At 36.2% G+C, this 21,816-nt stretch carries 25 protein-coding genes and 8 pseudogenes; 15 read left to right on the plus strand and 18 right to left on the minus strand.

Annotated elements, in window-relative coordinates; translation table 11 throughout:
• Positions 1-428 precede the first annotated feature (428 nt).
• On the plus strand, positions 429-641 hold the full coding sequence (locus AYJ55_RS11565; RefSeq protein WP_063656500.1) for a hypothetical protein: 213 nt from the start codon (positions 429-431) through the stop codon (positions 639-641).
• A 16-nt stretch (positions 642-657) separates the two neighbouring features.
• Here the strand turns inward: AYJ55_RS11565 and AYJ55_RS11570 are convergent, their stop codons facing one another.
• Positions 658-1,050, minus strand: a complete 393-nt coding sequence (locus AYJ55_RS11570) for a hypothetical protein (protein WP_063656501.1) — start codon at positions 1,048-1,050, stop codon at positions 658-660.
• A 100-nt stretch (positions 1,051-1,150) separates the two neighbouring features.
• Between AYJ55_RS11570 and AYJ55_RS11575 the strand changes: the two genes are divergently transcribed.
• The 6 genes from AYJ55_RS11575 to AYJ55_RS11595 all read left to right on the plus strand — a co-directional run bounded on the left by AYJ55_RS11575 (position 1,151) and on the right by AYJ55_RS11595 (position 4,160).
• The gene (locus AYJ55_RS11575) at positions 1,151-1,621 is read left to right on the plus strand and encodes a KilA-N domain-containing protein (RefSeq protein WP_063656503.1); all 471 of its coding nucleotides are present in this window, start codon (positions 1,151-1,153) and stop codon (positions 1,619-1,621) included.
• Between the two features lie 322 nt (positions 1,622-1,943).
• Positions 1,944-2,531 carry an ORF6N domain-containing protein gene (locus AYJ55_RS33105; protein WP_063656505.1) on the plus strand — a complete coding sequence of 196 codons (588 nt, stop codon included), beginning with the start codon at positions 1,944-1,946 and terminating at the stop codon, positions 2,529-2,531.
• Positions 2,524-2,730, plus strand: a complete 207-nt coding sequence (locus tag AYJ55_RS30750) for a hypothetical protein (RefSeq protein ID WP_063656507.1) — start codon at positions 2,524-2,526, stop codon at positions 2,728-2,730. The genes AYJ55_RS33105 and AYJ55_RS30750 overlap by 8 nt, the downstream gene beginning before the upstream one ends.
• 65 nt (positions 2,731-2,795) lie before the next feature.
• Positions 2,796-3,617: an antA/AntB antirepressor family protein gene (locus tag AYJ55_RS35140; RefSeq protein WP_074168048.1), complete on the plus strand. Its 822-nt coding sequence runs from the start codon at positions 2,796-2,798 to the stop codon at positions 3,615-3,617.
• Between the two features lie 9 nt (positions 3,618-3,626).
• Entirely contained in the window at positions 3,627-3,764 is a 138-nt protein-coding gene (locus tag AYJ55_RS30755; RefSeq protein ID WP_187153132.1) for a hypothetical protein, read from the plus strand.
• A gap of 147 nt (positions 3,765-3,911) precedes the next feature.
• On the plus strand, positions 3,912-4,160 hold the full coding sequence (locus tag AYJ55_RS11595; protein WP_063656509.1) for a hypothetical protein: 249 nt from the start codon (positions 3,912-3,914) through the stop codon (positions 4,158-4,160).
• Between the two features lie 92 nt (positions 4,161-4,252).
• Here AYJ55_RS11595 and AYJ55_RS11600 read toward each other — a convergent pair whose 3' ends face one another.
• The 3 genes from AYJ55_RS11600 to AYJ55_RS11610 form a co-directional block, all read right to left on the minus strand.
• Positions 4,253-5,293 carry an IS481 family transposase gene (locus AYJ55_RS11600; RefSeq protein WP_063654070.1) on the minus strand — a complete coding sequence of 347 codons (1,041 nt, stop codon included), beginning with the start codon at positions 5,291-5,293 and terminating at the stop codon, positions 4,253-4,255.
• A 77-nt stretch (positions 5,294-5,370) separates the two neighbouring features.
• Positions 5,371-5,910, minus strand: a complete 540-nt coding sequence (locus tag AYJ55_RS11605; protein WP_342668165.1) for an IS630 family transposase — start codon at positions 5,908-5,910, stop codon at positions 5,371-5,373.
• Complete coding sequence (locus tag AYJ55_RS11610) at positions 5,834-6,199, minus strand: IS630 transposase-related protein (protein ID WP_063653415.1); 366 nt, start codon at positions 6,197-6,199, stop codon at positions 5,834-5,836. Before AYJ55_RS11610 ends, AYJ55_RS11605 begins: the two co-directional genes overlap by 77 nt.
• A 31-nt stretch (positions 6,200-6,230) precedes the next feature.
• Between AYJ55_RS11610 and AYJ55_RS35945 the strand changes: the two are divergent.
• The 3 genes and pseudogenes from AYJ55_RS35945 to AYJ55_RS11620 form a co-directional block, all read left to right on the plus strand.
• Positions 6,231-6,422, plus strand: a pseudogene (locus tag AYJ55_RS35945) (IS701 family transposase); the annotation flags it as partial.
• 388 nt (positions 6,423-6,810) lie between these two features.
• Entirely contained in the window at positions 6,811-7,218 is a 408-nt protein-coding gene (locus tag AYJ55_RS11615) for an InvB/SpaK family type III secretion system chaperone (RefSeq protein ID WP_063656513.1), read from the plus strand.
• Between the two features lie 33 nt (positions 7,219-7,251).
• The gene (locus AYJ55_RS11620; protein WP_063656515.1) at positions 7,252-7,968 is read left to right on the plus strand and encodes a hypothetical protein; all 717 of its coding nucleotides are present in this window, start codon (positions 7,252-7,254) and stop codon (positions 7,966-7,968) included.
• A 621-nt stretch (positions 7,969-8,589) separates the two neighbouring features.
• Here AYJ55_RS11620 and AYJ55_RS11625 read toward each other — a convergent pair.
• Positions 8,590-9,168 (minus strand): metal-dependent hydrolase, encoded by a 579-nt coding sequence (locus tag AYJ55_RS11625; protein WP_063656517.1) that lies wholly within the window; start codon positions 9,166-9,168, stop codon positions 8,590-8,592.
• A gap of 203 nt (positions 9,169-9,371) precedes the next feature.
• Between AYJ55_RS11625 and AYJ55_RS11630 the strand changes: the two are divergent.
• A pseudogene (locus AYJ55_RS11630) lies at positions 9,372-9,964 on the plus strand (Rpn family recombination-promoting nuclease/putative transposase); the annotation flags it as partial.
• A 186-nt stretch (positions 9,965-10,150) separates the two neighbouring features.
• Here AYJ55_RS11630 and AYJ55_RS35950 read toward each other — a convergent pair.
• From AYJ55_RS35950 to AYJ55_RS11680, 8 genes and pseudogenes are all read right to left on the minus strand, one after another.
• A pseudogene (locus AYJ55_RS35950) lies at positions 10,151-11,025 on the minus strand (IS701 family transposase); the annotation flags it as partial.
• 188 nt (positions 11,026-11,213) lie between these two features.
• Positions 11,214-12,402: pseudogene (locus AYJ55_RS11650) on the minus strand (IS91 family transposase).
• 433 nt (positions 12,403-12,835) lie between these two features.
• The gene (locus tag AYJ55_RS11655; protein WP_187153242.1) at positions 12,836-13,096 is read right to left on the minus strand and encodes a hypothetical protein; all 261 of its coding nucleotides are present in this window, start codon (positions 13,094-13,096) and stop codon (positions 12,836-12,838) included.
• A gap of 45 nt (positions 13,097-13,141) precedes the next feature.
• Entirely contained in the window at positions 13,142-13,675 is a 534-nt protein-coding gene (locus AYJ55_RS11660; protein WP_162505291.1) for an IS630 family transposase, read from the minus strand.
• Positions 13,599-13,964, minus strand: a complete 366-nt coding sequence (locus AYJ55_RS11665) for an IS630 transposase-related protein (protein ID WP_063653415.1) — start codon at positions 13,962-13,964, stop codon at positions 13,599-13,601. Before AYJ55_RS11665 ends, AYJ55_RS11660 begins: the two co-directional genes overlap by 77 nt.
• Before the next feature lie 33 nt (positions 13,965-13,997).
• Positions 13,998-14,282 (minus strand): annotated as a pseudogene (locus AYJ55_RS11670) (BRO-N domain-containing protein); the annotation flags it as partial.
• Positions 14,283-14,300: 18 nt separating this feature from the next.
• Positions 14,301-14,834: an IS630 family transposase gene (locus AYJ55_RS11675; protein WP_342668166.1), complete on the minus strand. Its 534-nt coding sequence runs from the start codon at positions 14,832-14,834 to the stop codon at positions 14,301-14,303.
• Entirely contained in the window at positions 14,758-15,123 is a 366-nt protein-coding gene (locus AYJ55_RS11680; RefSeq protein WP_063653415.1) for an IS630 transposase-related protein, read from the minus strand. The genes AYJ55_RS11675 and AYJ55_RS11680 overlap by 77 nt, the downstream gene beginning before the upstream one ends.
• A 78-nt stretch (positions 15,124-15,201) precedes the next feature.
• Between AYJ55_RS11680 and AYJ55_RS11685 the strand changes: the two are divergent.
• Positions 15,202-15,393 (plus strand): annotated as a pseudogene (locus tag AYJ55_RS11685) (IS256 family transposase); the annotation flags it as partial.
• 30 nt (positions 15,394-15,423) lie between these two features.
• Here AYJ55_RS11685 and AYJ55_RS11690 read toward each other — a convergent pair.
• A pseudogene (locus AYJ55_RS11690) lies at positions 15,424-15,600 on the minus strand (IS701 family transposase); the annotation flags it as partial.
• Between the two features lie 321 nt (positions 15,601-15,921).
• On the opposite strand from AYJ55_RS11690, the gene AYJ55_RS11695 reads away from it, so the two are divergent.
• The gene (locus AYJ55_RS11695; protein ID WP_063656535.1) at positions 15,922-16,221 is read left to right on the plus strand and encodes a hypothetical protein; all 300 of its coding nucleotides are present in this window, start codon (positions 15,922-15,924) and stop codon (positions 16,219-16,221) included.
• 339 nt (positions 16,222-16,560) lie between these two features.
• Positions 16,561-16,707 carry a hypothetical protein gene (locus AYJ55_RS30760; RefSeq protein ID WP_187153243.1) on the plus strand — a complete coding sequence of 49 codons (147 nt, stop codon included), beginning with the start codon at positions 16,561-16,563 and terminating at the stop codon, positions 16,705-16,707.
• A 529-nt stretch (positions 16,708-17,236) separates the two neighbouring features.
• On the opposite strand, the pseudogene AYJ55_RS33115 reads toward AYJ55_RS30760, so the two are convergent.
• Both AYJ55_RS33115 and AYJ55_RS11705 read right to left on the minus strand, forming a co-directional pair.
• Positions 17,237-17,380 (minus strand): annotated as a pseudogene (locus tag AYJ55_RS33115) (integrase); the annotation flags it as partial.
• Between the two features lie 221 nt (positions 17,381-17,601).
• Positions 17,602-17,883 carry a hypothetical protein gene (locus AYJ55_RS11705; RefSeq protein ID WP_063656539.1) on the minus strand — a complete coding sequence of 94 codons (282 nt, stop codon included), beginning with the start codon at positions 17,881-17,883 and terminating at the stop codon, positions 17,602-17,604.
• A gap of 154 nt (positions 17,884-18,037) precedes the next feature.
• Here AYJ55_RS11705 and AYJ55_RS11715 point away from each other — a divergent pair.
• Positions 18,038-19,203 (plus strand): IS3 family transposase gene (locus AYJ55_RS11715; protein WP_162505502.1). Its coding sequence is split into 2 segments (ribosomal slippage): positions 18,038-18,293 and positions 18,293-19,203, totalling 1,167 coding nucleotides; the frame shifts between segments, so codons are not numbered across the junction.
• A gap of 62 nt (positions 19,204-19,265) precedes the next feature.
• Here the strand turns inward: AYJ55_RS11715 and AYJ55_RS11720 are convergent.
• Together AYJ55_RS11720 and AYJ55_RS11730 are read right to left on the minus strand one after the other, a co-directional pair.
• Entirely contained in the window at positions 19,266-20,165 is a 900-nt protein-coding gene (locus tag AYJ55_RS11720) for a transposase family protein (protein ID WP_063656543.1), read from the minus strand.
• 872 nt (positions 20,166-21,037) lie between these two features.
• Positions 21,038-21,541: a hypothetical protein gene (locus AYJ55_RS11730; protein WP_063656547.1), complete on the minus strand. Its 504-nt coding sequence runs from the start codon at positions 21,539-21,541 to the stop codon at positions 21,038-21,040.
• Positions 21,542-21,816: the final 275 nt, after the last annotated feature.

A 21,816-nucleotide genomic window follows, 5' to 3' on the forward strand; every position in this document is an offset into this window, starting at 1 on the left:
CGAACCTGAAGACATTGAATTCCATCTGATAGGAGAATAATTAATCAATTCACAAAATCAAATCCTTTCTTTTTATTAATCATAAATAAACAATTCATAATATAATGTCTTATTAAGGTGATCATTATTCCTGTTTTTGTGTGTGTTGGATTACACAGAGGGAGCGAGCCTGACGCGCCAGAAATATCTGGCAATCAAATTAGTTTCAGGATGTGTGAATGCGGCTCTGCGCGCGGGACAGTCAACATTCTATAAATTATCTTTCAAATAGCTAAATATAGTTTGATTGCGTTTACCCGACCGTGATGACTGTAATCGGACACCAAGAGGCACTTGGCACACATCCTAACTTTTCAGCAAATGTTAACAAGGAGTACACATAATGAGATTGGACAATCCACGCAATTGTAACAGCAAAGCATCCCAATATGGGTAATCTGGTTGGGATTACTAATGGTAGTCGTCATTTGAGCGATGCAAAATACTTAAGCAGCATTGATATATGGAATGACGACGACATGGAAACAAAAACTTTCAAAGAAATTATACAGTGCTTAACAAAAGAAAATAAGCGTCTTAAAAAAGAGAATTTAAGACTGATGAAGATATATCGTGAAATTGGCGGGCTGTGCAGGACTTGAACCTGCAACCGAGGAATTAGAAGAATTTGAGTATTGCAGTTGCAGCACTAATAGTCACAACGATTACACCACCAAGTTTTAAAAGTAGTCCAGTAGCAATAGTTTCAACGTCTTTACGAATCAACGCTATCTGACCATCAGTTTTCTCGAAACGCACCGCCATATCTTTACGAACATCAGAGATTTGAGCATCTACTTTTTCAAAACGTAAATTCATCTCAGCCGATAAGTCTTTACGAACATCAGCAATATTGCGATTTACCTCAACAATATCAGCTTTAGTCGCTACATCCGCAACTTCATGAGATCTACGTACAACAAGTGAAATAGCCTTAGCTTGCTGACTAGTAAGCCCAGCCGTTTGAAGCTCTTCTGATGCCTGTAGTGTATCAAATGCAACCTGACCCATAGGAAATCCTCCTTTTGGTAAGTATAACGGGTTTAGGCTGCAATCTGCAAAATTTTTCGCGTTAATACCTTTATTTGTTTAATTACGGAGAAATATTTTTATGTCAAAATTAGTTGTTATTGAAAATACCGTTGTCCGTCAAGATGCTTTCGGGCGTTATTGTCTGAATGATTTACATCGTGCTGCAGTTGCGCAAGGTAAAGCTACAGAGTCGCAACGGCCATCTGCTTTTATTAAAAGTAAAGGTATTTCTAAAGTAATAAAAATCTTAGGTAAAAATTCAGTACAAATAATGCATGGTGGTATTGAATCAGGAATTTGGGCTGTAGAAACATTAGCTATCCGTTACGCTACGTGGCTCAAAAAAGAAACAATTATAGAAAAAAATAGAGCAACAACCGCTTGTAATTATAACGTAATAACTCATCAACAAGAGTTTACCGATAAGATTAATGCGGGACTTATATTACTGGATTTTGCAAAAACAGAGCTGAAGCTCAAGCCTTCTGAAATAATTAACGCGACAAATAAATTGGGTCAGTACATAGGCATAGAAAATATTCTACGATAACCAATTCCCACGATTGCTAAGCGTGATGGTGAACGGGATTACAGCAGCATAGTAAAACATTGACATTTTAAATACCCATTGACGAAAGAAGAAATCATGCGCTATATTCTATATCAGGTGCTGAACACACCACTAACAGCGGATACCGCTCCCGAAAGTAATGCGGTTTTTTTACGTCCATAGATTGTTATGGTCGGGTAGCGAGCAAAAGATACAACACCTTTTAGAAGGGAAAATTGCTGGCCGTCTGTTAGCGGTGTTCAAGTACCCGACCGCCCATCCGAACAATGGGTTATTTGAACAATCTAACAGGATGTAAATTATGAACTATCAAATTACTGCAGATAATCTTACTGTTATTACTCACAATGACCTCCCTGTAATCACTACCGAACTACTCGCTCAGCTTTACAGAACAGAGGTCAAACATATCCAAAATAACTATCTTCGAAATGCTGATAGATTTATTGTTGGTAAACATTTATTTAAACTTGAAAACTACGAGTTAAAAAATTTCAAGAACAGACCCTCTTTAAGAGGGTTAGTTGCTAAAAATACCCGTAGCCTCATCCTTTGGACAGAACGTGGGGCGGCAAGACATGCTAAAATGCTTGAAACCGATAAAGCATGGGATGTATTCGAGCAACTAGAAGACTGTTACTTTAATTCAGCAAAAGTTAATAACCCGCAACCAAGACCCGAAGCCCCCGAACTCTTAAATGATAACGATACTCGTAATCTAGCTCATCTTGTTTGGAGCATGGCTAATGGATTTAGGTTTGAAAAAGCATGGACACAAGGTATCTGGTATGCGCTACGTCATGCGACAGGAATCGCATCGCCTCAGCACTTCGAGGTTAATCAAATCGCAATAATTGCAAGAATGCCGCCGGATTTACGGCATGACTAACACGCTCAAATCAGCTATTTTTGATGCTGAAAAACAAGTTATCCGTCGTTTACTTCGTCATAAAGACGATGTCGAGACCGTACTTCGTGAAATGCAGCAACTGTTAGAATCCAGCACTCACGCACACGATAGCGTCATGACTCAATCCCTTGAAAGATGGCAACAGGCGAACGTCAATCGCTTCCTCCAACGTAACTAAATAATCCTAACGCCCCTTTTTACAGGGGTAATCATTCATCAATTTAACTATTGAGAGATACCTTTATGTCAAATTTAATAAACATCGAAACAAAAAACATCAACGGGGCATTAATCCAAACTGTCAATGCACGTGATCTACATGCGTTTTTGGAAATCGGTAAAGATTTTACCACATGGATAAAAGACAGAATTAAGCAATATGGATTTGCTGAAAATATCGACTTTATAGTTTTCACCAATTCTGGGGAAAACCCCTTCGGAGGCCGTCCGGCAAAGGAATACCACATTGCCCTCGATATGGCGAAAGAACTATCCATGGTTGAACGCAACGAAAAAGGGAAACAGGCCAGACAGTACTTCATTGAATGCGAAAGACGAATTTTACAATCACAATTACCCAATAACCCAACAACTTTAGGCTTACCTAATTTCATTGACCCTGCTGAATCTGCAATTGCATGGGCTGAGCAGCATAAAAAAGTTCAACTGTTAGGGGTACAGGTTCAACAGCTTGAAACCGAAATCGATAGCCTAAAAAACCTGTTTCAGATTGGTATGACACCTGTTCAATTCTGCAAGCAGCTTAATGGCGTAAATATTAACCAGGTCAACCTTTTTCTGGAATCGCGTCATTTTCTCTACGATGCAGAAAAGGATATCAGCAAGGCTTATGTCTGGCGTGTTCATTCTTATGCGAGAGATACCTATCTAACCGAATCACCCTTCATCATGACAAACGATTACGGGAAACACCAGTGTTATAAAATCGTTCTGCTAAAAAAGGGGGCTTCATGGCTATATAACCAATACCTCAAAAGTAAGCTACCGATGAAGAAAGACTGGAACGGCGAATTCACTCACGACAAATATAATCAGGTGGCATAAGGGGTAACGATGAACAAAGACAACATCCTGCTAGCGCTGGCAAGACAGGCAGCAAAGTTAGCGATTGATACCCAACGACAAGATATATGGCTAATCGCTTTATCACTGCAACTAAAAGCTTATGGAAAAAATCATCATGCCCCTTAAATCTGAAAAGGCGAAAAAACGCCATCTTAAAGAAAAAATTATCACTCTGCTACTGGATTCGTCCTTTTCACAAAATGAAATCGAGTTATTAGTCGCGGAGATTAAAACCAGAAAAAACAGGATGCTATTTCAGTTCGAGGAGGTCAAATGAAACCTTACGCCATGCAAGATTACTGGTACGAACAACAGCAAGAAATTGCTTATTGGGAAGACAGGCTGGACGACGAAATCAGCGAACTTGTCCAGCCTGTTTATGACTGCCTACCTTCCTCAGTGATGCGAAAACTCAGTATTGAGGATTTTGACGATATCTGGAAGGCGCTGTTTAACCATTTTAAAAATGAGAACATCCATCAGTACAAAGCACTTCGAGCACCTAAGAGGAAATATAGCTAGGCGACTTAATTTTGATTACAGCATATGTATTAAAATGTAGTAGCTCAGACTTAATCTGACAGTTACCGGTTATTTATACAGTACCTGTCAGGTTAAATTTGATTTAAATCTTTCTCTCTCCAAAGTTGTTTTCCATCGTGTAAAGTTGCCATAGGAGTTCGACCGCAACACATTTTTCCTTGATGAGTGCGTTGGTTATTATATTCCGCTAACCATTTATCTAAATCAGCTTGTAATTCATTTAAAGCCCTATAGATTTTCTTACGAAAAGCCACCTGATAGAACTCTTGTAATACAGTTTTATGAAAGCGTTCACAAATCCCATTAGTTTGAGGTGAACGAGCTTTAGTTTTTGTATGATCAATATCATTGATAGCGAGATAAAGTTGATAATCGTGATGTTCAACTTTACCACAATACTCACTGCCTCTGTCCGTCAGTATACGTAACACCGGTAACCCATGCTGGGAATAAAAAGGGAGAACCTTGTCATTTAATAAATCTGCCGCCGTTATCGCGCTTTTTGTTGTGTAAAGCTTACAATGAACGACTTTACTGTAAGTATCAATGTAAGTTTGTTGATAAACACGACCAACGCCTTTTAAATGACCGACATAAAAAGTATCTTGTGAACCCAGATAACCTGGATGCGCTGTTTCAATCTCACCACAGGCTTCATCATCTTGCGCTTTCTTTTCTAGAGCACTGATTTGTGATTCTGACAGGATAATTCCTTCTGTTGCGATTTTATCTTCAAGCGCTTTTAGGCGTTTTGTAAAATTTTCGAGATTATGGCGCAGCCAAATAGAGCGAACGCCACTCCCCGAAACAAAAATGCCTTTTTTTCTTAGTTCATTACTACTGCGGTGTTGACCGTGTGCAGGGTATTCAATCGCATACTCGACTACAGCGCTTTCAATCTGTTCATCTACTCTATTTTTTACGTTAGGCACCCGTCGATTTTGATTAATTAAAGCGTCTATCCCACCATCGTTAACAAGTTCCTGGTAGCGATAAAACGTATCTCGGGATACCCCCATAATCTTACAGGCTTTTGAGACGTTATTAAGCTCTTCAGCGAGGTTAAGTAACCCGACTTTATGTTTGATGATAGGATTATTTGTTTGATACATAGAATTACCTTTTATTTAATTATCTAATGATGTTAATTAAAACCGGTAACGCTCTTTTTTAAATCAGAATTGTCGGATTAAGTTAAGACTAATACAATTAAAAACAGGTCATCGATAGTGCATCCTGTTTCCATCTTTTTACGTTTAGCTTGAGACCATTTATGTTCTATAGGATTTAAATCTGGTGAATACACAGGCAAATATTCTATCTGGTGTCCTGCGTTTATAATTGCCTGTTCAATATTCTTACCTTTGTGAAAGCTAGCGTTGTCCATAAAAATAACAGAATTTTCAGGAAGTTCTGGGAGCAATATTTTTGTGATCCAAACATAAAAAACATCACGATTAATATTGCAATCAAATAATCCGATAGCAAAAAGGGTTGTTCCCAATAAAGCGCCAATAACATTTGTTCTTCCCTTAGCACCCCAGTTTTTCAGGCCAAAACAACGGTGACCTTTTGGGGAATAGCCGTGAGTTCGTGGAGTGTCATGTGAAAAACCACTTTCATCAATAAAAACAACAGATTTATCTTTTTTTTCATACTGTTGTCTTTTTTGCTGATGTGCCAGCCTGTCGCTTTCGTTGGTTTTTGGATGGAATAGAGTTTTTTTTATAGGTTAATCCCAGCTTTTTAAGGGATTGCCAAATAGTCTTTTTACAAACACCGAATCGCTCTGCCCGTTCCTTTTGGTAAGCATCTGGATACTGTTCCACATCTTTTGCTAAAGCATTTTTATCGAGCTTCCTCTTACGTGGCGTTGAATTTTTTGGCTCTGGTCGTTTAAGCCAACGTACTAAAGACGCTTTTCCAATACGGAATTGTTTCGCAGTTTCTCGAATTGTTAAACCTTCGGCTTTCCTTACAGATATTACTTTACGTCGAAAATCAATTGTATAACTCATAACACACATTGTAATCAAAATTAAGTCGCCTAGCTATATTGAACGCTGGCAGGCTCGCACGAGTCGGGCGCAAAGAAATCATATTTTTCTCGCTATTTCTGCGTGGTTTGAACAACATAAACGTCGTATATCTGAAAAAATAACCCTTTATCAACAAAATTGGCATGTAATCAAAAATGCTATTACTGAGCACATCCGTGTTTTATTAGCGTACCCAAATTAGTTTTGTGCGAAACTCGTGATATTAATTTTTTAATATTGATTAAATCATTATAATTCACGAGTTTCGCACAGGCATATAAAATTCCAGAAATGGATTAAAAGCAATGGTTAATTTGCAAATTACTAAAACGTATAAGATTTGTTTAAATTGCAATAAGTTGCTTTTAATTTATAAGATTTTGTCTATTTATATATTATGCTGAATTAAACTTTAAAATAGAGCGCTTTTTTATTGGTGCGAAACTCGTGTAATTATATTTACTTTTAATTACTTTTATTATATTGACTTTTAATTATAATTATAATTATCTTATTAAAGAGTTTTTTATAAAAATTGTTAGTAAATATTATTATGTATATAATAATTTTCTTTTTAAGATGTTTATTTTATGGAATCTAACGTATCAGAAATTTTAACTTTATTATTACAAGAAGCTGGTTTTGAATATATCGTAAATAAAAAGTTAACAGATGATTCAACTATAACTATCGATATTTATGATGATTGTCCAAATATTAATATTATTAATTTAGGAGATGAAGTTTGGATTTGGTCTGTATTATGTGATTTTAATGAATACTATTTGCTATTTGATAGTTATAAATTTTTGTCATTTTTTTTAAATATTGAAGAAGAAGTTTTTTGTTTAGGTCAACCAACCTTAAAAAAAGTAGATGGGAAAATAGAATTAAGAGCTCAAATAAGAAATGAAAGTTTAGTTTCTGTAGAGAATTTTATTGAGATGATAGAAACGTATTATTTTATTTTAAAAAAATATTTGGATTTTTTTGTTTAATTTCTTATATTTTTATCACTAGGGGGTTATTGTATGTTATCTTCATTAAATAATGTATCAAAGTTTTTTAACATATCTCATACTAGATCAGTCATAGAGGAAAATAGTGTAAATAAAGGTAATTCCACAATTTGCTGTAGTTTATTAAAAAAGATAAAGAATGTTTTTAATAGTTTTGTTAAATTTGTTAAAAAAACATCTAATAAACCTAATTTTATTAGACAAAAAGTTTTGGATAATAAAGAAGTTAGAATGTTTATTGATAATTATTTATTAGAATTAAATATATTGGGTAAAGTAAAAAATGATAAAGAGGGCAAATTTCAGCTTATAGATTCAACCTTAGCTTCTATTTATAGTCGTCAGAAAGATATGTTTTGTAAAGAAGAGAAAGATGTAAAATTAAGACAAGATTATTTAATTGAAGTTGGAGAATTGTGTAAAAATTTGGGGCTTAAAGGTAAAGAAAACAGTAAAGGTCAATTTATTCCTTCTGCTGCTGGTGCTTACCCTTATGCTACAGCTGTAATGAGTATAGTTCAAAAAAAATATCCTTTTAGAATTTTTAATTATGGTCAACGTAAAGTTTTAGAAAATTATGCAATGCAAAAAGTATATAAAGATGTAGCTAAATTATGTAAAGAAGAAGGGATTATTCAGCCTAATGATTTTTGTTCTAAACTGAATGATATTAGAGATAAATATCGTTCAAAATCAAATGCTTTTATAAATAATTTTAAGACGGTATAATAAATAACCTGAGTTCGGGATAAGCGGTAGTTATGGGAAAATAAAAACAGCTCACTTATCAATAGAAACATTTTAAAATCAATAAAATGATAAAAAAAGGAAAGATTTTTACTGATTACTAGTTAAAAAGTGAGCTGCTTTCTTTGCTAAAATCATGAAAAAAACAAAAATTGAGCACTATTTTATGTAATGATTTTAAGGTAATTATTTAAATATATAATAAAAATTTTTAATTTTCTTATCCCGAACTCAGGTTAAGATAGAGTGATGGGTGAAATCGATAGCGTGCTAACCGAAGCCAGCCAGAATAACACCTTAATACTTACCGATACGCTGGTATAAGTACGCACTCGGCTAGTTCGCGCAGAGGCAATGTATGGTCAAGCGAGTTCTTTTTAAATGGTATATACACAATAAACTTCAATATGCACGGCAAGGCAGCGAGAAAGACTTATTGTCTGTGCCTTCTGCTGGATAGGCAGATGCATCTTGAAGTACGTTGAGCATAGCGTCTAAGAGACAAATTGTAATTCATATCTGTTGATAAGCAAGGTGCATCAAATATTTGCTGCTTTTCCTAGGATTGTATGGTGACTTATATCTTCTGTGAATAATTGGATTTTAAATCAAATTGTTACGTGCCCATTGCCATATATTCTGTATAGAATCAGTGATCAATAATTTATTACTCATTAATATGTCAAAGGGATACAGAAAAGCACATACCAGTACCAATACACAAAATATTCGTTCCCACTTAGGATATTTATTGGGGTTCAATATTGGCATACAAAAACGTCGACGATATGGCCATAGTAACGGTATTCCTGCTGGTGTTAACATATCAGCTACAACATGGCTAATATAACCAACGACCATGGCATGGACAAAATCTACCGGTATCGGAATGATAATTCGTGACAATAAGTCTGAAGAAAGAAATATGCTGCATCCGGCAATAGCCAGAAAACTGTGAGTAATACCTCTATGACCGAACACCTTGGCAATGGGTATCGAAAGCCATTTTAATCGCTGGCCTAAAAAAGACTTGGGGTGATCGATGTCTGGCAGCAGGCAGGTTAATATTCCGCCAATAATGATATGCCCCCAGTTCCCTTGAGCTAATGCTGGTGATAACGCCAATTTCTTCGCAAAAATAGCACTTGCTAAAGCAAAGATCAAATGCCCGCCAGCAGTCATAGTAACCACACATAGTTATATTTGGATATCATTATTTATTTGTGTATTATGCAGCTAGAATCATTCAACAATCAACCGCTTACTCAGTTAAAAAACTCCGCCCATGCTAGATAGCTTGTGACATCCATCAGAAGCGATCCGGCTTATTAGAGGTTCAATAATTTCAATGGTAGACTATCCCCTTAACGCGGTATACTACACCCATGACAAAATCATCACTATCCCAACATGATGCCGTGTTCAAAAAGTTCCTTGGCGATATTGATGTCGCTAGAGATTTTTTGGAATCACATCTACCTCCTTATCTGCGGGAACGCTGCGATTTCAGCACTCTTGCGATGGAGTCTGGCAGCTTTATCGAAGACGACTTGCGACCCACTGTTCAGATATGCTCTACTCTGTGCAGACGAAAGCGGGAAAAGGTTATATCTACACATTGGTCGAGCACCAGAGCCGCCCAGAAAAACTAATGGCGTTTCGCCTCATGCGTTATGCTGTAGCGGCGATGCAGCGCCATTTAGAACAAGGCAACGACACCACCTTACCGATAGTTATCCCGCTACTGTTCTACCACGGCACCACGTCGCCCTATCTGTACAGCACTCAATGGTTAGACTGTTTCTGTGATCCAAAACTGGCAGCTACTGTATATCAGCAAGCTTTTCCGCTAGTTGATATTACAACGATACCGGATGAGGAGATCCTGACACACCGCAGGGTAGCACTCCTGCAACTGGTGCAAAAGCATATAAGAACGCGAGATATGTTGGAACTTGCCGTAGAGTTAGCTAATCTAACACGAGTTTCGCACCAATAAAAAACGCTCTATTTTTAAGTTTAATTCAGCATAATATATAAATAGAAAAAACCTTATAAATTAAAAGCAACTTATTGTAATTTAAACAAATTTATACGTTTTAGTAACTTGCAAATTAACCATTGCTTTTGAGCCATTTCTGGAATTTTATATGCCTGTGCGAAACTCGTGAGATATACGACGTTTATGTTGTTCAAACCACGCAGAAATAGCGAGAAAAATATGATTTCTTTGCGCTCGGCTCGTGCGAGCCTGACAGCGTTCAATACTACAATTTTGTTTAACTTCTCGATGATAAACTTCAACAGACCAACGGGCATCCATGATAGATTTGACGTATTGACGGGTGGGATTGTCTTTGTTTGTTACTCTGTAATCAATACGGCCGTTTTTGGCTGTAAATTTGAAAACAGTCACCCAACCGTAGCCTCGTAAGTGTATTGGAGTTCCTTCTTCTGAGATGTCTAACTTGTTCAGTTGTTTGTTATGGTTAACAATCCTGTTTTTCCTCAGCGTGGTTACCCAGACCCAACCATGAGAGCGAATTGATTTCAGATTATCCAGGCTAGAATACCAGGCATCCATTCACTACCGCTTCTGATATGATCCCTCTTTTTTTAGCAAGAGCGAGCATTTCGGAAAAGTGCGTGTTTTTTGTTTTTCCATCAGAATCTTTATCATAAATACGATAATCAATAGGAATTGATTCAACAGTTGTTAGATTATGCCAAAGTAAATTAACTAAACCTATGCCAGCAATAACATCATGTTCATTACCTGAATATTGATAATGGACCATCTTTATTCTTTTACTACGTGTTTTGGCAATCAATGTATCATCGGCAATTAGTACGTAAGGGCTTTTTTTGTCCATAGAAGGTTGAACTAATCGCCATAAGTCTTTAGGTCGAAAACGTCTACTTTTTAGCCATCGGCTAACAGTGTCATGAGATAAAGGCGATGGGCTTACTTCTGATAACGCCAAACCAGAGTATCTTACCACTGCTTACTTGTAAGAATGTTTTATAACCTGAGTTCATGTAATAAGAAATCAATACCCGAAATGGTTACTCATTGACCTGCGCCATGATGAAATACTTTTTATTTTCTTCTAAATTTTGTCAAAATTATGTTGAAGGTTGAGATAAGGAACGGAATAGATGGTTAAAAAACGATTAATTATTAATCAATTTTGAACAAAAGGATAGATCTACCCTGTCGTGAGTTTTTATCGCCACTGCAAACAAGCCAGATCATGGTGACGTGCCACAAGTTCTTTACGATTCAATCCAAAATTCATTCCTGCGAAAAGTAATTTTTTCCCACATAAGCGACAAGCAAGTGGATCGACTTTAAAGACGTGTTGATACATGTTTCGCCAGGTGACTTTTTTAGCGGGTTTTTTATCTTGCTGGGCTAAAGGATAAACAACCTCCGTTAACATTTTTCGCATCCGTGCTGATGGACTTAAAAAGCCGTAATAGCGGATCATGTGAAACCATTTTTCTGGCACATGAGACGCAAACTGGCTAATAAATTCATCGGATGTAATGACCAGGTCTTCCTGTTTTTTCGTGCGGTGGCTCTTAGCGTAACGTGATGTTATCTTCGCTGGAATAATGTTTTAAGCGACTGAGAGAGACAGGGGGTTTCTTTAGATAAAATCCGAGATAAAGGGTGACATGGGTAATATTGGAAAGAATATCAGAAAGATTAATATTCCACCCGCGCTTGTCGTGAGTGTTAAGTAATTGATTCCATGATGCTTTACTTCTTCCTTCAGCTTTAAGCTCATCGGGAATGGTGAGCGTGTAATAATGTTTTCTCAATAATGCCGTTATCCGATATCGCCACATTGTCATAATGTTTTCGCGATAAAAGCTGATATCCCGCCAGGTATTCTTTTTAGTCACCCCGCCGGCTGTGGTTGAAAAATGAATATGCGGATGCCATTTTTGGTCTCGTCTCCAGGTATGGATGGCAGTGAAAACGCCTGGGGTGATATTGAGGTCACGGCAGATGGTTAATATCACATCAGCGGCTAATCGATTCATTTCACCGAGAAGCCAACGGTTGGCGCGAATAATAGGCCAATATTCACAAGGCATGGTAAAAGTGATGTGCTGCCAAGGAGCTTCGGGTAACCAAGCTAGCGTATTGTTAATCCATTGTAGGCAAGCTTTGACGCCACAATGTGGGCAGCTTCGACTTTTGCAGGTAAATTTAACCCGTTTCTCAGAATTACATTGAGGGTCAGGACAGCGCCAAATTGACCACCCCATAAGCGAAGTGCCGCAAGCCATGACCTTTACCATGGTTTCCATCACAACAGTGCGGACCCTATCAGGGGGTTGGCGATTAAGTCAAGTGAGCCAGCGTTGACCAAATTGAAAAACATGACTAAAACGCGGTGACATAAAAGGGACCAAAAGATTGAGACAATAGGTATCGGGTTATACCAGTACTAACAAGCAATGACAAGTCGTCGCCATAGGCGACCATCTTAGATTCGTACGTTATGAGTTTCTTCGAAATAAAATGAGATAGCTTGTGCGGTAGTCATAATATGACCTCCGATAGTGGTTTGAATTTACTCACCACCGAGAGACGCTAACCTTTGATTTGGTGGCGAACTGAATGGAGTTAGCGTTACCGGAAACCACCGACCGGCCAACCTTTGGGTTGCCCCATCCAGCTCACCATTGAATTGTGGCTAGATTACGACATTAAAAAACACGCTCGCGGCGTGTACATGTCGTGGTAGTTTACGGCGGAACGCTAATCCCGACATCTGATTTTGCAGATGCAAATAAACTATAGCGCATGATTTCTTCTTTCGTCAATAGTGATTTAAACGAGTTCGCTTTTTGCTGCTTCCTGTTCAGCGATAGGAATGTCTTTGAATTTCTTAATTGCCTTATCGTTGTAGCGAAAGGACTCAACCTCTTTGTTACTGTAAGGTGATTTATCGAGGTAGGTATCGCCATACGTTTTAACTTTCATTTTGTTGTCATTAGCGATACGCCCAATCTTATTTGCGGAAACATTAAACATTTTACCAATCTCTGTGGCGGTATAATGTTTTTCTGTGATTAGCGGTAAAAGGATCACTTCACTACCCGCAATCGGATTTATAGCTAGGCGACTTAATTTTGATTACAGCATATGTATTAAAAACAGGTCATCGATAGTGCATCCTGTTTCCATCTTTTTACGTTTAGCTTGAGACCATTTATGTTCTATAGGATTTAAATCTGGTGAATACACAGGCAAATATTCTATCTGGTGTCCTGCGTTTATAATTGCCTGTTCAATATTCTTACCTTTGTGAAAGCTAGCGTTGTCCATAAAAATAACAGAATTTTCAGGAAGTTCTGGGAGCAATATTTTTGTGATCCAAACATAAAAAACATCACGGTTAATATTGCAATCAAATAATCCGATAGCAAAAAGGGTTGTTCCCAATAAAGCGCCAATAACATTTGTTCTTCCCTTAGCACCCCAGTTTTTCAGGCCAAAACAACGGTGACCTTTTGGGGAATAGCCGTGAGTTCGTGGAGTGTCATGTGAAAAACCACTTTCATCAATAAAAACAACAGATTTATCTTTTTTTTCATACTGTTGTCTTTTTTGCTGATGTGCCAGCCTGTCGCTTTCGTTGGTTTTTGGATGGAATAGAGTTTTTTTTATAGGTTAATCCCAGCTTTTTAAGGGATTGCCAAATAGTCTTTTTACAAACACCGAATCGCTCTGCCCGTTCCTTTTGGTAAGCATCTGGATACTGTTCCACATCTTTTGCTAAAGCATTTTTATCGAGCTTCCTCTTACGTGGCGTTGAATTTTTTGGCTCTGGTCGTTTAAGCCAACGTACTAAAGACGCTTTTCCAATACGGAATTGTTTCGCAGTTTCTCGAATTGTTAAACCTTCGGCTTTCCTTACAGATATTACTTTACGTCGAAAATCAATTGTATAACTCATAACACACCTTGTAATCAAAATTAAGTCGCCTAGCTATATCAATCCGGCTATAATAGTTTGTCTGGCGTTATCGGATAGATTTGTGGCCCATTCAAATATTTTTTTCACATTTTCCATTTGAATTTGTATGGCTTTAGCCTGAATTTCTATCGCCTTTGCTTTACGAAATTCAGGTAATCCACTACCTTCGTCTTTGTAAGATTTTTTAATACTATAATTTCCATGTTGACGTAAGGCCGGTAAAACTTCTTCACATACCCAATCTTGAATTCGTTCAGCCGATGGAAGTTTACTTTTCAGTATCAAGCGGTATATAGCTAGGCGACTTAATTTTGATTACAGCATATGTATTAAAAACAGGTCATCGATAGTGCATCCTGTTTCCATCTTTTTACGTTTAGCTTGAGACCATTTATGTTCTATAGGATTTAAATCTGGTGAATACACAGGCAAATATTCTATCTGGTGTCCTGCGTTTATAATTGCCTGTTCAATATTCTTACCTTTGTGAAAGCTAGCGTTGTCCATAAAAATAACAGAATTTTCAGGAAGTTCTGGGAGCAATATTTTTGTGATCCAAACATAAAAAACATCACGATTAATATTGCAATAAAATAATCCGATAGCAAAAAGGGTTGTTCCCAATAAAGCGCCAATAACATTTGTTCTTCCCTTAGCACCCCAGTTTTTCAGGCCAAAACAACGGTGACCTTTTGGGGAATAGCCGTGAGTTCGTGGAGTGTCATGTGAAAAACCACTTTCATCAATAAAAACAACAGATTTATCTTTTTTTTCATACTGTTGTCTTTTTTGCTGATGTGCCAGCCTGTCGCTTTCGTTGGTTTTTGGATGGAATAGAGTTTTTTTTATAGGTTAATCCCAGCTTTTTAAGGGATTGCCAAATAGTCTTTTTACAAACACCGAATCGCTCTGCCCGTTCCTTTTGGTAAGCATCTGGATACTGTTCCACATCTTTTGCTAAAGCATTTTTATCGAGCTTCCTCTTACGTGGCGTTGAATTTTTTGGCTCTGGTCGTTTAAGCCAACGTACTAAAGACGCTTTTCCAATACGGAATTGTTTCGCAGTTTCTCGAATTGTTAAACCTTCGGCTTTCCTTACAGATATTACTTTACGTCGAAAATCAATTGTATAACTCATAACACACCTTGTAATCAAAATTAAGTCGCCTAGCTATAACCGAGTAAAATAGTGGATCAATTTTCGGTGATCGTTGACAATCGGCAGTTTAGGAAATTAACTAAAACCAAAGGGGCTTTTCCTAATGAAAACAGCTTATTAAAATTACTCTATATTGGCATCAATCAGGTATCCAACAAATGGACTATGCCGATTAGTAACTGGGCGTTAACCATTGCTCAATTGTCCATCTATTTTAAAGGGCGCCTAGATGGTGTAATCAAAATATAAAATCCCCTGACACAGAATTATGAACACCCTCTATGTGCTCATTTTGATTACGTCCCAATTTTGTTGATAAAGGGTTATTTTTTTAGATATACGACGTTTATGTTGTTCAAACCACGCAGAAATAGCGAGAAAAATATGATTTCTTTGCGCTCGGTTCGTGCCAGCCTGACAGCGTTCAATACCACAATTTTGTTTAACTTCGCGATGACACGAGTTTCGCACCAATAAAAAAACGCTCTATTTTTAAGTTTAATTCAGCATAATATATAAATAGACAAAATCTTATAAATTAAAAGCAACTTATTGTAATTTAAACAAATTTATACGTTTTAGTAACTTGCAAATTAACCATTGCTTTTAAGCCATTTCTGGAATTTTATATGCCTGCGCGAAACTCGTGTATGATTAAAATGCACTTAAGTAAAAAAAGAATTAATATTTGTTAGTTAACTATAAAAATAGCACTAGGGTTAAAAGTAAATTGGAGTTTTAACTATTTTATGAAAAAAATTTTTAGGGGTTTTAATTATGATGCAAGTTTTATTCTCCTCAGGATGTTCTGATGAGAAGTCTAAGATTGAAGCATACAAAAATAATTTTGTTAAGCATTGCATAAATTCTGCAAGTGGCACTGAAGATAAAATAAATACTATTACTGATGTGTGTAATTGTGCTTTTGATAAAATAGTTAAAAAATATGGTATGAATAAGTTTATACAATTAGATAAACAATTAAAAGATAATGGTTATAGTCCCCCAGAAGTTGAGCAAGATATGTTAAGTATTGATAAGTTTTGCTTGTCAGAATCAAAGGAAAGCACACATTAATTTTATATCTTAGCGCTGTTAATATCATTTTGATTAATAGCGCTTTTATAAAAACTAATGACATTAAATTTATTTTAATTATTTTTAATAATCCCATATTATTTTCCATTGTTAATTTTAAAATTTTGTAAATATGAATTAGCGAAATTTTTTCTGCTAGATTTCATATTATATAGATTTTTTTTGTTAATATTGCTTTAAAAAAAGTACATCTATTTTTTTAAAATAAAATTTTTAAAATTGATATTTATAGATTATGCTTATAGTTAATAAATTAACTAAAGTGGATAATCATTTATGATAAAGCATAATGAAAATCTAAAATATACATTAGAGTCAATGGCTTATGATCTTGCTATTCAAATAGTTTCTAAAACATCTCATTCGTGGAATTCTAGTGACTTATTGGCAGAATTGGCTGTAATATTGCCAATGTGTATAGAAATAATTAAATTTCAGCAGAAAAGTGATAAAATTTTACAATAAATTTATTTTTCATGAAAATGGTATGATTATTTTTTAAATATAAATAAATTTAATGTTCTCCTCTTTGTAATAAAAAATTTTTAACGCTGATGATTAATTAATTCATATTTATCGTACTGGCATTACTTTATTTTATTATTAATGAATATTAATTTTTGTTACTAAAGTTTAAACTAATAATTTTACTTTAGATGGTATGTTTTTATCTATTTTAGCATTTATTTGAAATTCTATTTTTTATAAAATATCCAATCATTAAAATAAACTCTAGTATTTTGATTGATTCATAACTCTACTATATTTAGTCAGTAACACCTTTTTATAATTAATTTTCATATAATACACGAGTTTCGCACAGGCATATAAAATTCCAGAAATGGCTTAAAAGCAATGGTTAATTTGCAAGTTACTAAAACGTATAAATTTGTTTAAATTACAATAAGTTGCTTTTAATTTATAAGATTTTGTCTATTTATATATTATGCTGAATTAAACTTAAAAATAGAGCGTTTTTTTATTGGTGCGAAACTCGTGATGGATTTATTTTGACTAATCCTCGCTCATAACCCCACCCAAAAACACGTGATAATACTGTTTTTTCTCTGTTAGCCTGAGTTTTACTCTTTAGACCTCTTTTGTCCATATACTTACGAATGTGTTCTGGCTTTATATTAAGCCTGTTGCTCAATAGCAAAATTAATTATGACTTACAAAAAAACCAGCCGATGATGATAAAATCATCAATTTTTGCATTAAAAATAACCTATTCAAGATTAAAAAATAAACTATTTTTGTATTTTTTAGATGTATCTAACTTGTTTTTATTTTAAGCAACTTTATTTCACTATTGAGCAACATGCTTATTGTCAGGTAACATTTTTCCAAACACAAGCATTAACTTATTGGCATATTTCCATAATCTTTTTGTGTTTCACCTGATAAATTAAGAAAGTCAGGGGAATTGAAAAATGCATTAAATAAAGCTGCAAGTGTTTCTTCATTTTTGTATGATAGCAATAATTTTTCGTATGCAACCCACATCTCGGCTTGAGTAAAAGAAAAATCACATAATCGAATTGTCCTTCCATCTGGAGTCAAAAACTCAAATGCTGATTTTCCTCTTCTCACTCTTGAAGGCATCCAATTATCAGCCGGATTTTTTCTTTTTCTAGCCATTTAGATTGCTCCGAAATCTGGTTTTTCAGCAAAGTTAATACCCGTTGCTTTTGAAAGTCGTTTATTGAAATGTTCCCATGTTGTAGTGGCATACTAAATTTGGCCACCTAAGTTGAGGTGATATGCTTACCTCATAATTTTTATAGGTGCCGAAATGAGTAAAATAATTACTGCTGAATTTAAATGTGAAACCGCCAAATTAGTCCTTGACCAAAATTACACCTACCAGGAAGCCGCGAAAGGCATGAACGTCAGTCTTTCAGCGATTAGCCGGTGGGTAAGAACCCTTCGTTTAGAACGTCAAGGGAAAACATCGCCTGGTCTGCCATTAACACCTGAACAAATTGAGTTCAGAGAAATGAAGAAAAAAATCCACCGGCTGGAAATGGAGAATGACATCTTAAAAAAGGCTACTGCGCTCTTAATGTCCGACTCACTGAAAAATTTTCGGTAGTTGAAAAGCTAAGAGTGCTTTATCCGGTGAAAACTTTGTGTCGTATTTTTAATGTTCACCGAAGCAGTTATCGCTATTGGTGTCGGCCTAAGGAGCCAGATATTGAGCGGACGATAAAACGTAGCCTAGTCAGCGAAGCGTGGAACGTTAGTGGCGGCTCTGCTGGCGCAAGGACTATCGCCACGATGGTTACCAATACACACAACGTGAAACTTGGGCGGTGGTTAGCGGGTAAGTTGATGAAAGAATTAATCATCGTCAGTTGCCAAGAGCGAAAACATAAATACAACCGCGGTGGAAGTGAACGTATTGATATTCCAAATCTGCTCAATAGGCAGTTCGCTGTTACAAAGCCTGACCAGGTTTGGTGCGGCGATGTAACCTATATTTGGACAGGCTCACGATGGGCCTATCTGGCTGTGGTATTGGATTTGTTTGCACGAAAACCGGTGGGCTGGGCAATGTCATTTGCACCAGACTCAGAATTAACCGCCAAAGCACTACAAATGGCTTGGGAACTACGTGGGCATCCCAAACAGGTGATGTTCCATAGTGATCAGGGAAGTCATTATACCAGTCGTCAGTATAGGCAGGCATTGTGGTGTTATCAGATGACCCAAAGTATCAGTCGCAGAGGGAATTGTTGGGATAATAGTCCGATGGAACGATTCTTCCGTAGTCTGAAGACCGAATGGGTGCCAACGACTGGCTACCAAAGCTTTAGTACTGCTCAGTCAGCCATTATTCGCTACATAACCCACTACTATAGCGATATAAGACCTCACTGGTATAACGGTGGATTAACGCCAAACGAATCAGAGCGACTGTTCCGTGAACAGTCAGGTAGGGTGGCCAATTTTAGTTGACCACTACAATAAGCGTGTTGCTTAATAGTGAAATAAGGGTATTTCGGTGATTGAAGTAAATTTTAGGCTGTTCTGAGATGGAAATTCCAAAGACCGGCACTAAGGAGTAAAAAGGTATCATCAATAAAGGGTCTACGATTCCGTAAAATTTGGATCATACAACCGAGGCGCTTGATACCCGCGATGGCGTGTTCAACCGTAATACGGATGCCCGAGATTATTTTATTTTCTTGTTTTTGTTCAGGCGATAAAGGTCTTTTTCGAGTTCCTTTTTTTGGGATTTGTGTATTAGGATGCTGTTTATCTATACCTTGAAAACCGGTATCGGCCCAGATGGTTACCTCAGGGGGAATATGGCGAATTATATCGACTTTATCGAGTAAGCGTTTATCGTGACGGCGCCCATTTTTGATCATGGGGATAAATCCAATTTTCCTCGTTTCGTCAGTCATAATAAGCCCTTTTCGAGTGGTCTGTCTTTTCTTTACCGAATACATTTTTTTTCGCCGACGCAGATTCTTAGGCTTTTGGACAGGTCGCTCTGTCCCATCAATAAAGACGTCTTTAACTCCAGGAAAGGCGCGAAAAAATTCCTCAGCAGAGCGAATTTGACGAGCGGGCAAAACACATTCTCGCCCCAAGGTCATCTCTAAAACCGGCAATAATATTTTTACCCAGCGACATACCCGTGTTCTATCTAAACCAAAAAGAAGTCCTTGCAAATCATAGGTCGGATAACATTTTAAATACAATAAAATAAAAAGCAGTTTATCTAATGGGGTTGGGATAAATCCTTTCTGCCCTGCACCCATCTGCCGCTCGTGATCTTTTCGATTCTTTTTCCGATAAATCAAATAACAAGCTGAAAATTCAGCGGCTAAATTTTTCAATTCTTCGACTGATAATCCAATGATTGCTTTACATAAACGATTATCTCGTAACAACCGCTCTTTGTTGATCATTTCAAACCGTTATTTTCTAAGTTAAACCTCTTTTTATTGTCTATAGCGTGACAAAAAATGCAACTCTCTATTCAGCAACTATTTTTTTGTTAGGTCAGGGCATATGATTTGCGGGGAAGAGTATTAGCACGAGTTTCGCACAGACATATAAAGTTCTAAAAATAGCTAAAATAATGTTTTATCCGCAAGATACTAAATAATATAAAAAAAAATATATATATATTTATTTCAATAATTTATATTTGAATTAACAATTTTTGCGAATTATATATTATGTTGAATTGAACTTATAAATAACTTGTTTATTTGTCGGTGCGAAACTCGTGTTAGGATTTATTTGCTGCGTTGTTTGATGCTTTTTTTGGTATCGTCAGGGTGGGTCTGCGAGTATCAGGTCATACTTCACTTCATTTCCTGTTAAATATACCAGCTTTTACTTTTATGTAAGTCGTCTATTTTTTTTTAAGACAGTGATTTTATTACCGCCATTTCCGGTTAATATTCCGCTTTCTCCATCGGTATCGAATTGATATATCAATCCTTTGTTTGTTAATTTTTTCTCCTTCAACTTAATTATTCTCATTACCTCACCATGATAAATAACCTGCATCCCTGCTTTGACATGATGTAACGTTGTTCGGTATTCATGGATGTTATTCATAATATTTTTCCGGTTATTGATAAAATACCAGTGTAAAATTCTTAGCTTTATTGATTAAATGAATGCAAATGTTGATAAAAAAGTGATCATTTATGAATTATTTATGGTAGCATTGTTGGCGTTGTGTGTTAGTTAACAGCAACATTTTCCCTGGTGTTGGCCAGTCTTGCGCTGGTCTTTTTTTTAGTGATGCAGAAATACCAAATAGCTGTCAATTTCTAGTGAATACTTTGGCTGCAAATAACGATTTCAGATTGATACCGTATACCTGTAGCCATGATTCAGCAGGCCATGACTTTACATGACCATAACGGATATCCGGTACTTCTTTAGCTTCCACCTTGTTCTCACGACACCATCGACGAAGTGGGGCAAATTTGTATTCTTTCACTGTAGCATTCTTTACTGCTGTGATGGTGGCATGTTTAACACTTTCTCCTAACCGTTCTGTCAGTTCCCTGTTTTTACGAGTAGCAACACTGAGTTTACCCATTGCAGAAGCTTCACGAGTGCGACTGATTTGTGATTTTGTCCTAATTGCTTCATCGCGTTCATCTGAAATAACCAGCTTTTCTTTTTCTGACTCAACTAGAGCTTCCAATGCTTGAATATAATTTCCAGGTAACGCTTTTGGAGATTGAGCTGGACGGAAATAGGCGTTTTCCATTTTTTCAAAGAAAGACCATGCTTCATCAGTATCAACAATTTTTGACATACGAGCTGCGCCTTTCTCTGTCCATAATGTCAATGATATTGTATGTTTATTAACCGAGTGACCATTAGTAACTTAGTTACGAAATGTTCTAAGATCATTATTTTTGATAGTAAATACATGAATACCTTCTATGACACGAGTTTCGCACCAATAAAAAAACGCTCTATTTTTAAGTTTAATTCAGCATAATATATAAATAGACAAAATCTTATAAATTAAAAGCAACTTATTGTAATTTAAATAAATTTATACGTTTTAGTAACTTGCAAATTAAC

The organism is Candidatus Arsenophonus triatominarum (assembly GCF_001640365.1).
Classification (GTDB): Bacteria; Pseudomonadota; Gammaproteobacteria; order Enterobacterales; family Enterobacteriaceae; genus Arsenophonus; species Arsenophonus triatominarum.

Excerpts from the sequence above, each read along its gene's own strand:
- AYJ55_RS11565 (WP_063656500.1), top strand. The coding sequence starts at position 429 with ATGGGTAATCTGGTTGGGATTACTAATGGTAGTCGTCATTTGAGCGAT.
- AYJ55_RS11570 (WP_063656501.1), bottom strand. The coding sequence starts at position 1,050 with ATGGGTCAGGTTGCATTTGATACACTACAGGCATCAGAAGAGCTTCAA.
- AYJ55_RS11575 (WP_063656503.1), top strand. The coding sequence starts at position 1,151 with ATGTCAAAATTAGTTGTTATTGAAAATACCGTTGTCCGTCAAGATGCT.
- AYJ55_RS33105 (WP_063656505.1), top strand. The coding sequence starts at position 1,944 with ATGAACTATCAAATTACTGCAGATAATCTTACTGTTATTACTCACAAT.
- AYJ55_RS30750 (WP_063656507.1), top strand. The coding sequence starts at position 2,524 with ATGACTAACACGCTCAAATCAGCTATTTTTGATGCTGAAAAACAAGTT.
- AYJ55_RS35140 (WP_074168048.1), top strand. The coding sequence starts at position 2,796 with ATGTCAAATTTAATAAACATCGAAACAAAAAACATCAACGGGGCATTA.
- AYJ55_RS30755 (WP_187153132.1), top strand. The coding sequence starts at position 3,627 with ATGAACAAAGACAACATCCTGCTAGCGCTGGCAAGACAGGCAGCAAAG.
- AYJ55_RS11595 (WP_063656509.1), top strand. The coding sequence starts at position 3,912 with ATGAAACCTTACGCCATGCAAGATTACTGGTACGAACAACAGCAAGAA.
- AYJ55_RS11600 (WP_063654070.1), bottom strand. The coding sequence starts at position 5,293 with ATGTATCAAACAAATAATCCTATCATCAAACATAAAGTCGGGTTACTT.
- AYJ55_RS11610 (WP_063653415.1), bottom strand. The coding sequence starts at position 6,199 with ATGAGTTATACAATTGATTTTCGACGTAAAGTAATATCTGTAAGGAAA.
- AYJ55_RS11615 (WP_063656513.1), top strand. The coding sequence starts at position 6,811 with ATGGAATCTAACGTATCAGAAATTTTAACTTTATTATTACAAGAAGCT.
- AYJ55_RS11620 (WP_063656515.1), top strand. The coding sequence starts at position 7,252 with ATGTTATCTTCATTAAATAATGTATCAAAGTTTTTTAACATATCTCAT.
- AYJ55_RS11625 (WP_063656517.1), bottom strand. The coding sequence starts at position 9,168 with ATGACTGCTGGCGGGCATTTGATCTTTGCTTTAGCAAGTGCTATTTTT.
- AYJ55_RS11665 (WP_063653415.1), bottom strand. The coding sequence starts at position 13,964 with ATGAGTTATACAATTGATTTTCGACGTAAAGTAATATCTGTAAGGAAA.
- AYJ55_RS11680 (WP_063653415.1), bottom strand. The coding sequence starts at position 15,123 with ATGAGTTATACAATTGATTTTCGACGTAAAGTAATATCTGTAAGGAAA.
- AYJ55_RS11695 (WP_063656535.1), top strand. The coding sequence starts at position 15,922 with ATGATGCAAGTTTTATTCTCCTCAGGATGTTCTGATGAGAAGTCTAAG.
- AYJ55_RS30760 (WP_187153243.1), top strand. The coding sequence starts at position 16,561 with ATGGCTTATGATCTTGCTATTCAAATAGTTTCTAAAACATCTCATTCG.
- AYJ55_RS11705 (WP_063656539.1), bottom strand. The coding sequence starts at position 17,883 with ATGGCTAGAAAAAGAAAAAATCCGGCTGATAATTGGATGCCTTCAAGA.
- AYJ55_RS11720 (WP_063656543.1), bottom strand. The coding sequence starts at position 20,165 with ATGATCAACAAAGAGCGGTTGTTACGAGATAATCGTTTATGTAAAGCA.
- AYJ55_RS11730 (WP_063656547.1), bottom strand. The coding sequence starts at position 21,541 with ATGTCAAAAATTGTTGATACTGATGAAGCATGGTCTTTCTTTGAAAAA.